The sequence below is a fragment of the Burkholderia pseudomultivorans genome, from assembly GCF_902499075.1.
Taxonomy (GTDB): Bacteria; Pseudomonadota; Gammaproteobacteria; order Burkholderiales; family Burkholderiaceae; genus Burkholderia; species Burkholderia pseudomultivorans.
In genome coordinates, this window is sequence record NZ_CABVPP010000034.1 from 19,369 (window position 1) to 32,443 (window position 13,075).

Annotated in this window: 8 protein-coding genes; all 8 read left to right on the forward strand. The window is 70.3% G+C overall.

What is annotated here, in order from left to right; translation table 11 throughout:
- The 8 genes from imuA to nagE all read left to right on the forward strand — a co-directional run bounded on the left by imuA (position 1) and on the right by nagE (position 13,026).
- Positions 1-708 (forward strand): translesion DNA synthesis-associated protein ImuA, encoded by a 708-nt coding sequence (gene imuA, locus BST28156_RS21105; RefSeq protein WP_060246958.1) that lies wholly within the window; start codon positions 1-3, stop codon positions 706-708.
- Positions 641-2,128: a Y-family DNA polymerase gene (locus BST28156_RS21110; protein WP_174903308.1), complete on the forward strand. Its 1,488-nt coding sequence runs from the start codon at positions 641-643 to the stop codon at positions 2,126-2,128. Before imuA ends, BST28156_RS21110 begins: the two co-directional genes overlap by 68 nt.
- Positions 2,129-2,134: 6 nt before the next feature.
- Positions 2,135-5,350, forward strand: coding sequence for an error-prone DNA polymerase (locus BST28156_RS21115; RefSeq protein ID WP_174903309.1), 3,216 nt, complete (start codon positions 2,135-2,137; stop codon positions 5,348-5,350).
- 306 nt (positions 5,351-5,656) lie between these two features.
- Positions 5,657-6,391, forward strand: a complete 735-nt coding sequence (locus BST28156_RS21120; RefSeq protein ID WP_040128255.1) for a GntR family transcriptional regulator — start codon at positions 5,657-5,659, stop codon at positions 6,389-6,391.
- A 90-nt stretch (positions 6,392-6,481) separates the two neighbouring features.
- Positions 6,482-7,585: an N-acetylglucosamine-6-phosphate deacetylase gene (nagA, locus tag BST28156_RS21125; protein ID WP_174903310.1), complete on the forward strand. Its 1,104-nt coding sequence runs from the start codon at positions 6,482-6,484 to the stop codon at positions 7,583-7,585.
- Positions 7,578-8,585: an SIS domain-containing protein gene (locus tag BST28156_RS21130; RefSeq protein WP_040128253.1), complete on the forward strand. Its 1,008-nt coding sequence runs from the start codon at positions 7,578-7,580 to the stop codon at positions 8,583-8,585. Before nagA ends, BST28156_RS21130 begins: the two co-directional genes overlap by 8 nt.
- Positions 8,586-8,600: 15 nt before the next feature.
- Positions 8,601-11,183: a phosphoenolpyruvate--protein phosphotransferase gene (gene ptsP, locus BST28156_RS21135; RefSeq protein WP_174903311.1), complete on the forward strand. Its 2,583-nt coding sequence runs from the start codon at positions 8,601-8,603 to the stop codon at positions 11,181-11,183.
- A 79-nt stretch (positions 11,184-11,262) separates the two neighbouring features.
- Complete coding sequence (nagE, locus tag BST28156_RS21140) at positions 11,263-13,026, forward strand: N-acetylglucosamine-specific PTS transporter subunit IIBC (protein WP_174903312.1); 1,764 nt, start codon at positions 11,263-11,265, stop codon at positions 13,024-13,026.
- The last annotated feature ends 49 nt before the right edge of the window (positions 13,027-13,075 follow it).

The following is a 13,075-nucleotide window of genomic DNA, read 5'->3' on the forward strand; positions in this document are numbered from 1 at the left end:
ATGTCCGCCTCATCCCTGTCCCCGGAATCCCTTCATCCGTCGCTGTGGCGCGGTTCTCAGCTTGCGCGCGGCGGTCCGCGCACGATCGACACGGGCTTCGCGTCGCTGTCCGCCGAGCTGCCGGGCGGCGGCTGGCCGGTGGGCAGTCTCGTCGAACTGCTGGCTGCGCAGCCGGGCTGCGGCGAAATGCGCCTGCTCGCGCCGGCGCTCGCGCACGCCGTCAGCGCGCGGCGGCCGCTGGCGCTCGTCGCGCCGCCGCAGTCGCCGCATGCGAGCGCGCTCGCCAGTCTCGGTGTGCCGGCCGACGCGCTGCTGTGGCTGCGCGCCGGCAGCCGCACGGATGCGTTGTGGGCCGCCGAGCAGGCGCTCCGCACCGGCTGCTGCGGCGCGCTGCTGCTGTGGCAGGACGCGCGCCCCGACGCGCTGCGACGCCTGCATCTCGCGGCCGCGCGCACCGGCGATACGCTGTTCGTGATGCTGCGCCCGCTGCCGGCCGCGCGGCAGCCGTCGCCCGCGGTGCTGCGCGTCGCGCTGTATCCGGTGCCGGGCGGCGTGTCGCTCGACATCGTCAAGCGGCGCGGGCCCGCGCGCAGCGAGCCGCTCGAACTCGACCTGCCATCGCCCATCGTGGAGAGCCGCTATGCGCGTCTTGCTCGGCATCCATCTGCCGCGCCTGCCGCTCGACGTGTGCGCCCCGCCGCCGTCTGACGACGGCGCGGCCGACGCCGGCTGCGCGGTGCTCGAGCAGGGCGCCGTGCTGATCGCCGACGCGGCCGCGCGCCGGCAGGGCGTGCGCGCGGGCATGAAGCGCGGCGGCGTGCTGACGCTCGCGCCCGACACGCGATTGGTCGAACGCGACCCGGCGCGCGAGGCCGATGCGCTGCGCGCGGTCGCGCTCGCGCTGCTGCGTTTTTCGCCCTGCGTCGCGCTGGGCGACGAAGCCACGCTGATCGTCGATGTCGGTCCGAGCCTGCGCCTGTTCGGCGGGCTGCCGTCGCTGTGCCGGCAGGTGCGCGCAACGCTCGCGGCGCTCGGTTATGCGATGCGGCTGTCTACCGCGCCGACCGGCGGCGGCGCGTGGCTGCTGGCGCGCGTGTCGGCGCGGGCGCGCATCCGGCGCCGGGTGGCCGCCCATGCGTCGCTGGTCCGCGCGCTCGACGGCCTGCCGTGCGTGCTGCTGCCCGAGGCGCGTCCGTATGCGGGCTGGTTCGACGGCCTCGGCTGCCGCACGCTCGCCGATCTGCGCGGCCTGCCGCGCGCGGGGCTGCAGCGCCGTTGCGGCCCCGCGCTGCTGGCCGCGCTCGATCGCGCGTATGGCGACGCGGTCGAGCCGCTGGCATGGATGGCGGTGCCGCCGGTGTTCGACGTGCGGCTCGAACTGGCGGAGCGCGTCGACTATGCGGAGGCCGTGCTGTTCGCCGCGCGGCGGCTCGTCGTGCAGTTGTGCGGCTGGCTGGCCGCGCGGCAGTTGTCGCTGGCCGCGATGACGTTCGATCTCGAACACGAGCGCGGCCGCCAGGCCGTGCCGCCGACGCCGCTCGAACTCGCGTTCGCTGCGCCCGTGCGCGACGAGGCGCATTTCATGCGGCTGCTCGGCGAACGGCTTGCGCGGGTCGAATTGCCGGCCGCGGTGATCGCGGTGCGCCTGAAGGCCACGCGTGTCGAATCGGTCGCGCCGCCGGCCGACGACCTGTTTCCCGAGCCGGGCGGCACGAAGGAGACGCGCGCGCGGCTGCTCGAACTGCTGGTCGCGCGGCTCGGCGCGGAGAACGTGCTGCGCGCGGCGCCGCTGGCCGATCACCGGCCCGAGGTGGCGAACCGCTGGGTGTCGCTCGATGCGCAGGCCGGCAAGCCGGCGGGCGCGCCGCCGGCAGTGCCGCCGCGTCCTGCGTGGTTGCTGGCGGAGCCGCTGCCGCTGCTGATGCGCGAGAACCGGCCAGTGTTCCGTACGCCGCTGAGGATGATGTCGTCGCCCGAGCGGATCGAGGCGGGGTGGTTCGACGGTCAGCACGTGGCGCGCGATTACTGCGTGGCGCAGGACGAGGAGGGCGCGTGCTACTGGATATTCAAGGAACGCATGAGCAGCCAGGCGGACCCGCACTGGTTTCTGCACGGCCTGTTCGGGTGAGCGGCGATGGTTGCGGAATCCCGGTTGCTGCCCGCTTATGCGGAGTTGTTCTGCCGTTCGAACTTTTCGTTCCTGCATGGCGCGTCGCATGCGGAGGAACTGGTCGAGCGCGCCGTGGATCTCGGCTATCGCGGGATCGCGATCACCGACGAATGCTCGCTCGCGGGCGCGCCGCGGATGCATGTCGCGGCGCAGGCGGCCGGCTTGCCGCTGATCATCGGTTCGTACTTCGAGGTCACGCCGGATGAGGCGCCGCCCGGCCACGATCCGGGGCCCGGCGCGTTCGGGCTCGTGCTGCTCGCGCAGAACCGCGAAGGCTACGGCAACCTGTCCGAGCTGATTTCATGGCGGCGGATGGCCGCGCCGAAAGGCACGTACCAGCTGACGCCGCGCATGCTGTCGAGGCCGCCGGAGGAATTCGCGCATCTGCGCGGGATGCCCGACTGTTTTGCGATTCTCGTACCCGTATATCCGGTGCGCGCGGACGTGCTCGATGCGCAGGTCGCGTGGTTTCGCGCGACGTTCGGCGAGCGCGCGCGGCTCGGGCTCGTGCAACTGCAGCGCGCGCTGGACGGCCCGCAACGCGACGAGATTCGCGCGGCCGGCGCGCGGCGCGGCGTGCGCGTCGTCGCGCTCGGCGACGTGACGATGCACCGGCGCTCGTGCAAGCCGCTGCAGGACGTGATGACGGCGATCCGGGTCGGGATGCCGGTGTCGGAGTGCGGCTATGCGCTCGCGCCGAATGCGGAACAGCACCTGCGTTCGCGTGCGCGGATCGCGAAGCTGTTTTCGGCGGACGAGATCGCGCAGACGTGTGCGATTCTCGATGCGTGTCATTTCGAACTCGACACGCTGCGCTACGAGTATCCCGACGAGATCGTGCCGAAGGGGCACACGCCGACGAGCTATCTGGAACAGGAGACCAAACAAGGGGCGCGCCGGCGATACTCGGGGAAGGTGCCCGAGCATGTGCAGCGGCGGATCGATTACGAGTTGGAGCTGATCGCGAAGCTGAGCTACGAACCGTTCTTCCTGACCGTCTACGACATCGTCAAATTTGCGCGCAGCCGGAACATCCTGTGCCAGGGCCGCGGCTCGGCCGCGAACTCGGTGGTCTGCTATTGCCTTGGCATCACCGAGGTGGATCCTGACCAGAGCACGACGCTGTTCGAACGCTTCATCAGCGTGGAGCGCGGCGAGCCGCCCGATATCGACGTCGACTTCGAGCATCAGCGCCGGGAAGAGGTGATCCAGCACATCTATGAGAAATACGGAAAGCATCGCGCCGCCCTCGCTGCCGCCGTCTCGACCTACCGCCCGCGCGGCGTGCTGCGCGAAGTCGGCAAGGCGCTCGGCGTCGATCCGATGCTGGTCGATCGCGTCGCGAAAGGGTACCGCTGGTTCGATGGCAGCCGCGATCTGCTGCAGAAATTTGCGACGGCCGGGCTGGATCCGGCGACGCCGCTGATCCGCGCGTGGGCCGATCTTGCCGCACGGCTGCTCAATTTTCCGCGCCACCTGTCGCAGCACTCGGGCGGTTTCGTGATCAGCCGCGGCAAGCTCACGCGACTCGTGCCGGTCGAGAATGCGGCGATGGACGGGCGGCGCGTGATCCAGTGGGACAAGGACGATCTCGAATCGCTCAAGCTGATGAAGGTCGACGTGCTCGCGCTCGGCATGCTGTCGGCGCTGCATCGCGCATTCGACATGCGCACCGCATGGCGCGGGCCGGAGCCGGACGGCAAGCCGTTCATGCTGGAGCACATCCCGCAGGATGACGTGACCACCTACGACATGATCTGCCGCGCCGATACGGTCGGCGTGTTCCAGATCGAATCGCGTGCGCAGATGTCGATGCTGCCGCGCCTGCGGCCGCGCAATTATTACGATCTGGTGATCGAGGTTTCGATCGTGCGTCCGGGGCCGATCCAGGGGGGCGCCGTGCATCCGTATTTGAAGCGGCGCAGGATCAAGGCGGGAGAGGAGGAAGGGGAAATCACCTACCCGAGCGAAGCGCTGGAGGAGGTGCTCGAGCGCACGCTCGGCATACCGATCTTCCAGGAACAGGTGATGCAGATCGCGATCGTCGCAGCCGGTTTCACGCCCGGCGAGGCTGACCAACTGCGCCGTGCGATGGCGGCATGGAAGCGCCGGGGCGATCTTGGCCCGTATCGCGACAAGATCGTCAACGGCATGCTCGAACGCGGCTATACACGCGAATTCGCCGAACAGATCTTCGAACAGATCAAGGGCTTCGGCGAATACGGCTTCCCCGAAAGCCATGCGGCCAGTTTCGCCAAACTCGCCTACGCGAGCAGCTGGCTCAAATGCCATGAGCCCGCGATCTTCCTCGCCGCGCTGCTGAACAGCCAGCCGATGGGCTTCTATCCGCCGTCGCAGCTCGTGCAGGACGCGAAGCGCCACCGCGTGCAGGTGCTGCCGATCGACGTCACGCAAAGCAACTGGGAAGCCTCGCTCGAAGCGCTGCCGAACCAGCCGCCGCCGCACGGCCAGCCCGCCGTGCGGCTCGGCCTGTCGCTCGTGCGCGGTCTCGGCGAAGCGACTGCGCGGCGCATCGAGGCCGCCCGCGCGGCCGGCCCGTTCGGCGACGTCGACGCACTCGCGCGCCGCGCGCAGCTCGAACGCCGCGACCTCGAAGCGCTCGCCGCCGCGAACGCGCTTGCGACGCTGGCCGGCCACCGCCGCGACGCGTTGTGGCAGGCCGTCGCCGCGGCGCCGGATCGCGACCTGCTCGCGGCCGCGCCGATCGACGAAGCGGAGCGGCCGGCGCTCGGCGCGCCGTCGGAAGCCGACGAGATCCTCGCCGATTACGACACGACGGGCCTCACGCTGAACCGTCACCCCGTCGCGCTGCTGCGTCCCGCGCTGCGCGCGCAGCGGCTGTCGTCCGCCGCCGAGTTGCGCGATCGTCCCGACGGCCGGCTCGCGCGCGCGTGCGGGATTGTGATCTCGCGCCAGATGCCGGGCACGGCGAACGGCGTGATGTTCATGACGCTTGAGGACGAAACGGGCTGCGTGAACGTGATCGTCCGGCCTGAGCTGCTCGCGCGGCAGCGTCGCGCGACGCTCGATTCGCAACTGCTCGCGGCGTCGGGTGTCTGGCAGGTCGTGAGCGACGTGAGGCACCTCGTCGCGCAGCATTTCGAGGACCTGACGCCGCTGCTCGGCGGGCTGCGCACGTCGAGCCGGGAGTTCCACTGAGAGCCGAGCGTGGCGCCGCCCGGAATGCAGACCAGTCGGCTCAACTGGTTCTATTCCGGTCTTGTTTCCCGCCAGGAAATTCCCATCGGCGTCTCGTCGAAGTTGTCCCCTTGCATACCAATCCGGGTAAATCCCTATCCTGCCCTGCATTGTAAACAAAGGCTTTTCCGGCACTAAACCGCTTGCCTGGCAAGGCTTTCGGCGATTTTCGCAGTGCTAGTACCAGTTCGTTGACTGGTATTATGGTGGTTATATAATGCGTTCACTTTCGACGGCCCGCGGTCGTCGTCCGACACCCGGAGGCACATGGAAACCGGCTGGTCCGAACTGGCGCCCGATCCGCTCAGCGATACGCCGCTCTATCTGCAGCTCGCCCGCAAGCTGGCCGGCGCGATTCACGGCGGCGCGTGGCGCGCCGGCGAGGCGCTGCCGTCGGAGCGGCTGCTGTCGGCGTCGGTCGGCGTGTCGCGGATCACGGCCCGGCGCGCGCTCGCGCTGCTGGCCGAGCAGGGACTGATCAAGCGGGCGCGCGGCGCGGGCAGCTTCATCACGCCGCGCGTCGCCGATCCGCTGTCGCGGCTGGTCGGCTTCACCGCGAAGATGCGGCAGCGCGGCTTCACGCCCGATTCGGTGTGGCTGTCGCGCCGGCTGCGCCCCGCGAGCCGCGACGAGCTCGTGCATCTCGGCCTTGCGCCCGGCGCGACGGTCGCGCGGCTCGAACGGCTGCGCCGCGCGGACGGGATCGTGATGGCCGTCGAGCATTCGACGCTGCCGGCCGCGGTGGTGCCCGACCCGCAGGCGCTCGGCGCGTCGCTGTACGAATACCTCGAGGCGCGCGGCATGAACGTGGTGCGCGCGCTGCAGCACTTTCGCGCGGTGAACGCGACGCGCGAAATCGCGAAATGGATGGCGGTAAAGCCGGGCGCGGCGCTGCTGGTGATCACGCGCATCGGCTACGGCGCCGATCAGCGCGCGATCGAAGTCAGCGAAACGTATTGCCGCGACGACTATTACGACTTCGTCGCCGAACTGAAACGCTGACGCGCGAGACTGCCCGCGCGCGACAGGCGCGAAACGAATTTGCACATCACGACGCGAACGCTCGCGTCACCAGATCACCAAGAGAATGTCATGCTGACTGGAAACATCCTGACCCCCGACGGCTGGATTCACGGTTCGCTCGATAGCGAGAACGGCCGCATCACGCGGCTCGACGGCACGCCTGCCGATCCCGCGAAGAACGACGCGCCCTACATCCTGCCCGGCTTCATCGACCTGCACGTGCACGGCGGCGGCGGCGCCGACGTGATGGAAGGCGGCGACGCGATCGAGACGATCGCGCGCACGCACGCGCAGTACGGCACGACCAGCCTGCTTGCGACCACGATGACCGCGCCGCGCGACGAGCTGATGAACGTCGTCGCGAACCTCGGCCTCGTCGCGCGCACCCGCACGCCGGGTGGCGCGCGCGTGCTCGGCGTGCATCTCGAAGGCCCGTACATCAATCCGGGCAAGCTCGGCGCGCAGCCCGACGCGGCCGTGTCGGCGGTGCTCGACGAAGTGCTGAAGTACCTGTCGATCGCGCCGATCCGCGTCGTCACGCTCGCGCCGGAAATCGCCGGCCACATCGAGATCATCGGCGAGATGGCCGCGCGCGGCGTGCGCGTGCAGCTCGGCCACTCGCTCGCGACCTACGACGACGCGGTTGCCGCGCTCAAGCACGGCGCCTGCGGCTTCACGCACCTGTTCAACGCGATGTCGCCGCTGCATCACCGCAACCCGGGCCTCGTCGGCGCAGCGCTCGCGCATGCCGAATACGCGGAAATCATTCCCGATCTGCTGCACGTCCATCCGGGCGCGATTCGTGCTGCGCTGCGCGCGATCCCGCGCCTGTACGTCGTGACCGACAGCACGTCCGCCACCGGCATGCCCGACGGCGAATACCGGCTCGGCAGCCAGCACGTGACGAAGTGCCTCGGCGGCGTGCGGCTCGCCGACGGCACGCTCGCCGGCAGCACGCTGACGATGGACCAGGCGCTGCGCAACCTCGTGTCGCTCGGCCTGCCGATCGCCGACGTATCGAACCGGATGTCGCGCTACGCAGCCGACTACCTCGGCATTGCCGATCGCGGTCGCGTCGAGCGCGGCGCATGGGCCGACCTCGTCGTGTTCGATCGCGACCTGAACCTCACCGCGACCTACGTCGAAGGAGAATCGATTGTCGAATATGCTTAACGAAGCGCGCGAGTCCGCCCGCGTCGTCGCCGCCCAGCTCGCCGATACCGCGCGCGTCGAAGCGCTCGCCGGCCAGTTGCTCGATCATCCGCCGGCCGTCGCGCTGACGGTCGCGCGCGGCAGCTCCGATCACGCCGCGAGCTATTTCGCGAGCCTGACGATGAGCCGCCTCGGCGTGCCCGTCGCGTCGCTGCCGATGTCGGTCGCGACGCTGCAGCAGGCGCCGCTGAAGGTGCAGGACCAGCTCGCGATCGCGTTTTCCCAGTCGGGCCAGAGCCCCGATCTCGTCAACACGATGGCCGCGCTGCGCGAAGCCGGTGCGCGCACCGTCGCCGCCGTGAACGTGCTGCCGTCGCCGCTCGCCGACGCGTGCGAGCACCAGCTGCCGCTGCTGGCCGGCCCCGAGCTGTCGGTCGCCGCGACCAAGAGCTATATCGCGATGCTGTCGTTGTCCGCGCAGATCGTCGCGTTCTGGCAGCGCGACGCGGCGCTGATGACGGCCCTGCGCGGGCTGCCCGACGTGCTCGAGCAGGCCGGCGCGCTCGACTGGTCGCCCGCCGTCGCCGCGCTGGCCGGCGTCGAGCGGATGATCGTGATCGGCCGCGGCCTGGGCCTCGCGATCGCGCAGGAAGCCGCGCTGAAGCTGAAGGAAACCTCCGGGATCCAGGCCGAGGCGTTCTCGAGCGCAGAAGTGCGTCACGGCCCGATGGAGCTGATCGACCGCGACTACCCGCTGCTCGTGTTCGCGCCGCCGGGGCCCGAGCAGTCCGGCCTGCTGCAGCTCGCCGCCGACATGCGCGCACGCGGCGCCGCCGTGCTGCTCGCGGCGCCGGCCGGCACGCCGGGCGCGAGCTTGCCGCTCGCATCGTCCGCTCATTCGGCGCTCGACCCGATCGCCGCCATTCTTTCGTTCTACGTGATGGCGGCGGATCTCGCCGTCGCGCGCGGCCGCAATCCCGACACGCCGCGCCACCTGAACAAAGTCACCGAAACGCACTGATAGCCGAGACCGCCGATGAGACGCGCCGAGGAGTCCCAGTTGAAGAGTTCCGCCCATGATCCGATCGTCCTGCTTGCCCCGTTGACGGGGCCGATCGTCGCGCTGGCCGACGTGCCCGATCCGGTGTTCTCCGGCGGGATGTTCGGCGACGGGCTCGGCATCGACCCGCTCGAAGGCCGGCTCGTCGCGCCGTGCGCGGGGGTCGTGTCGCATCTCGCGCGCACGGGCCACGCGGTGACGATCACGACGCCGCAAGGCGCGGAAGTGCTGCTGCATATCGGCATCGATACCGTCGAGCTGAACGGGCAGGGCTTCACCGCGCGCGTCGAGGCCGGCGCGCGCGTCGAAGCGGGCGACCTGCTGATCGAGTTCGACCAGGATGCGGTCGCGCGCAGCGCGCATTCGCTCGTGTCGGTGATCGCGATCGCGAATTCCGATGCGTTCGAGGTGGTCGAGCGCGCGGGCGGCTTCGCGACGGCCGGCAGTACCTCGCTGCTGACGCTGCGCGGCAAGGGCGACGCCGCCGCGCAGGCGGCCGAGGCCGGCGCGGCAGCCATGAACGAAGTGCGCCGCGAGATCGTGCTGACGCAGCCGGGCGGCCTGCACGCACGGCCGGCCGCGCGGGCGCGCGAAGCCGCGCGCGGGCTCGATGCGCATGTCGACGTGCATTTCGACGGCCGCAAGGCGCCGATCGAAAGCGTGGTCGGCCTGCTCGGCCTCGGCGCCGGCGAGCGCGCGACGATCGAACTCGTCGGCCGCGGCGCGCAGGCGCAGCAGGCCGTCGACGCGGTCGCGAACGAACTGCTGCGCGAGGCGCACGGCGAGGTCGAGGAAAAGCCGGCGCGGCTGAAGTCGCCCGCGCCGCAGGCGATCGTCCACAACAGCGGCGCACCGCTCGCGCCGAACACGCTGGCAGGCGTATGCGCGGCGCCCGGCATCGCGGTCGGCACGCTGGTGCGCCTCGACGACGCGGAGCTCGTGCCGCCCGAACAGGCCGTCGGCACGCCCGCGACGGAAAGCCGCCAGCTCGACCGCGCGCTGAAGGCCGTCGATGCGGAACTCGACGAAACGGTGCGCAATGCGTCGGCGCGCGGCGCGGTCGGCGAAGCGGGGATCTTCGCGGTGCATCGCGTGCTGCTCGAGGATCCGACGCTGATCGATGCGGCGCGCGACCTGATCAGCCTCGGCAAGAGCGCGGGCTTCGCATGGCGCACGACGATCCGCACGCAGATCGACACGCTGTCGAAGCTCGACGACGCGTTGCTCGCCGAGCGCGCGGCCGATCTGCGCGACATCGAGAAGCGCGTGCTGCGCGCGCTCGGCCACACGAGCGGCGCGACCCGCGCGCTGCCCGACGAGGCCGTGCTCGCAGCCGAGGAATTCACGCCATCGGACTTGTCGTCGCTCGACCGCCAGCGCGTGACCGCGCTCGTGATGGCGCGCGGCGGTGCGACCTCGCACGCGGCGATCATCGCGCGACAGCTCGGCATTCCGGCACTGGTCGCGGTCGGCGACGCGCTGTATGCGATTCCGGACGGCACGCAGGTCGTCATCGACGCGAGCGCGGGCCGTCTCGAACATGCGCCGACCGCGCTCGACGTGGAGCGCGCGCGGCACGAGCGCCAGCGTCAGGCCGGCGTGCGCGAGGCGAACCGGCAGATGGCCGGTGCGGCCGCCGCCACCGTCGACGGGCGTGCGATCGAGGTCGCCGCGAACATCGCGACGCTCGACGACGCGAACACCGCGGTCGACAACGGCGCGGACGCGGTCGGCCTGCTGCGCACCGAACTGATGTTCATCCACCGTCAGGCGGCGCCGACGGTCGCCGAACACCGGCAGAGCTACCAGTCGATCGTCGACGCGCTGCAGGGCCGCACCGCGATCATCCGCACGCTCGACGTCGGCGCGGACAAGGAGGTCGACTACTTGACGCTGCCGCCCGAGCCGAACCCCGCGCTCGGCCTGCGCGGCATCCGGCTCGCGCAGGTGCGCCCGGACCTGCTCGACGATCAGTTGCAGGGCCTGCTTGCGGTGCAGCCGGCCGGCGCGGTGCGAATCCTGCTGCCGATGGTCACGGACGCCGGCGAACTGGTGCGGCTCAGAAAGCGCATCGACGAATTCGCGCGCGCGCAGGGCCGCACCGAGCCGATCGAGGTTGGCGCGATGATCGAGGTGCCCTCGGCGGCGCTGCTCGCCGACCAGCTCGCGCAGCACGCGGATTTCCTGTCGATCGGCACCAACGACCTGACGCAATACACGCTCGCGATGGACCGCTGCCAGGCCGATCTGGCCGCGCAGGCCGACGGCCTGCATCCGGCCGTGCTGCGCCTGATCGACATCGCGGTGCGCGGTGCGGAAAAACACGGCAAGTGGGTCGGCGTATGCGGTGCGCTCGGCGGCGATCCGCTCGCGGTGCCGATCCTCGTCGGCCTCGGCGTGACCGAGCTGTCGGTCGACCCGGTCGCGGTGCCGGGCATCAAGGCGCGGGTGCGCCGTCTCGATTACCAGCTGTGTCGCCAGCGTGCGCAGGATCTGCTCGCGCTCGATTCGGCGCAGGCGGTAAGGGCAGCAAGCCGCGAGGTCTGGCCGCTCGACTGAGCGTCGCCGGCGGGCGCGCGGCCCGTTTTACTACGAAAGCAATCAGGTCAACGAAGCGAGACAAGGATTGGAGGACTGAATGGACGGGAATCCGTTTCTGAAGATACAGAGCCTGGGCCGGGCGCTGATGCTGCCGATCGCGGTGTTGCCGGTCGCCGGCATCCTGCTGCGGCTCGGGCAACCGGACGTGTTCAACATCAAGATGATCGCCGACGCCGGCGGCGCGATCTTCGACAACCTGCCGCTGCTGTTCGCGATCGGCGTGGCGGTCGGCTTCGCGAAGGACAACAACGGCGTTGCGGCGCTCGCGGGTGCGATCGGCTACCTGATCGAAACCGCGATCATGAAGGACATCGACCCGAAGCTGAACATGGGCGTGCTGTCCGGGATCATCGCCGGCGTGGTGGCCGGCCTGCTGTACAACCGCTACAAGGACATCAAGCTGCCCGACTACCTGGCGTTCTTCGGCGGCAAGCGGTTCGTGCCGATCATCACGGGGCTCGTGTGCGTGGTGCTCGGCATCGTGTTCGGCTACGTGTGGCAGCCGATCCAGCATGCGATCGATGCGGCCGGCCAGTGGCTGACGACCGCGGGCGCGATCGGCGCGTTCGTGTTCGGCTTCCTGAACCGGCTGCTGCTCGTTACCGGCCTGCACCACATCATCAACTCGCTCGCCTGGTTCGTGTTCGGCAACTTCACGCCGCCCGCCGGCGGCGAGATCGTGCACGGCGATCTGCACCGCTTCTTCGCGGGCGACCCGACTGCGGGCACCTTCATGGCCGGCTTCTTCCCGATCATGATGTTCGGCCTGCCGGCCGCGTGTCTCGCGATGCTGCACGAAGCGCCGAAGGAGCGCCGCGCGATGGTCGGCGGCCTGCTGTTCTCGATGGCGCTCACGTCGTTCCTCACGGGCGTGACCGAGCCGATCGAATTCAGCTTCATGTTCCTCGCACCGGTGCTGTACGTGATCCACGCGGTGCTGACGGGGCTGTCGCTCGCGATCTGCCAGATCCTCGGCGTGAAGCTCGGCTTCACGTTCTCGGCCGGCGCGATCGACTACGTGCTGAACTACGGGCTGTCGACGAAGGGCTGGATCGCGATTCCGCTCGGTCTCGCGTATGGCGTCGCGTACTACGGGCTGTTCCGCTTCTTCATCCGCAAGTTCAACATGGCGACGCCGGGCCGCGAGCCGGCCTCGGCCGATGCGGCGACCGAGTCGTATGCTTCGGGCGGGTTCGTCGCGCCGGGCGCGGGTGCCGCTGCTGCTGCACCGCGCGCGCAACGCTATATCGCCGCGCTCGGCGGTGCCGGCAACCTGACGGTCGTCGACGCATGCACGACGCGCCTGCGGCTGACGGTCGTCGATCCTGAGAAAGTATCGGAGCCCGAACTGAAGGCGATCGGTGCGCGCGGCGTGCTCAAGCGCGGCGGTAACAGCGTGCAGGTAATCATCGGGCCCGAGGCCGACCTGATCGCCGACGAGATGCGCAGCGCGATCGGCAGCGGCACGTCCGCCGCACCGGCGGCCGCAGCGACTGCCGCCGCGCAGCCCGTTACCGGCGCTGCAGCCGGTCCGCTCGATCCGGACCCGGCGCGCTGGCTCGCGGTATTCGGCGGCGCAACCAACGTCGCGTCGCTCGACGCGATCGCGGCCACGCGGCTGCGCGTCGTCGTGCGCGATGCGTCGGCGGTCGATCGCGACCGGCTCGGCACGCTCGACGTCGCGTGGATATCGCCCGATACGTTCCACATCGTCTGCGGCAATGCGGCGGCACGCTATGCGGAACAGCTCGGCGCACGCCTGCCGTCCGCGGGCGGCGGCGCGGCCGCGCAACCGGCCTGATGCGGCGCGGCCGGCCCGGCGGGTACGGGCCGGCCGCTCAAGGCCGGAA

Excerpts from the sequence above, each read along its gene's own strand:
- imuA (WP_060246958.1), top strand. The coding sequence starts at position 1 with ATGTCCGCCTCATCCCTGTCCCCGGAATCCCTTCATCCGTCGCTGTGG.
- BST28156_RS21110 (WP_174903308.1), top strand. The coding sequence starts at position 641 with ATGCGCGTCTTGCTCGGCATCCATCTGCCGCGCCTGCCGCTCGACGTG.
- BST28156_RS21115 (WP_174903309.1), top strand. The coding sequence starts at position 2,135 with ATGGTTGCGGAATCCCGGTTGCTGCCCGCTTATGCGGAGTTGTTCTGC.
- BST28156_RS21120 (WP_040128255.1), top strand. The coding sequence starts at position 5,657 with ATGGAAACCGGCTGGTCCGAACTGGCGCCCGATCCGCTCAGCGATACG.
- nagA (WP_174903310.1), top strand. The coding sequence starts at position 6,482 with ATGCTGACTGGAAACATCCTGACCCCCGACGGCTGGATTCACGGTTCG.
- BST28156_RS21130 (WP_040128253.1), top strand. The coding sequence starts at position 7,578 with ATGCTTAACGAAGCGCGCGAGTCCGCCCGCGTCGTCGCCGCCCAGCTC.
- ptsP (WP_174903311.1), top strand. The coding sequence starts at position 8,601 with ATGAGACGCGCCGAGGAGTCCCAGTTGAAGAGTTCCGCCCATGATCCG.
- nagE (WP_174903312.1), top strand. The coding sequence starts at position 11,263 with ATGGACGGGAATCCGTTTCTGAAGATACAGAGCCTGGGCCGGGCGCTG.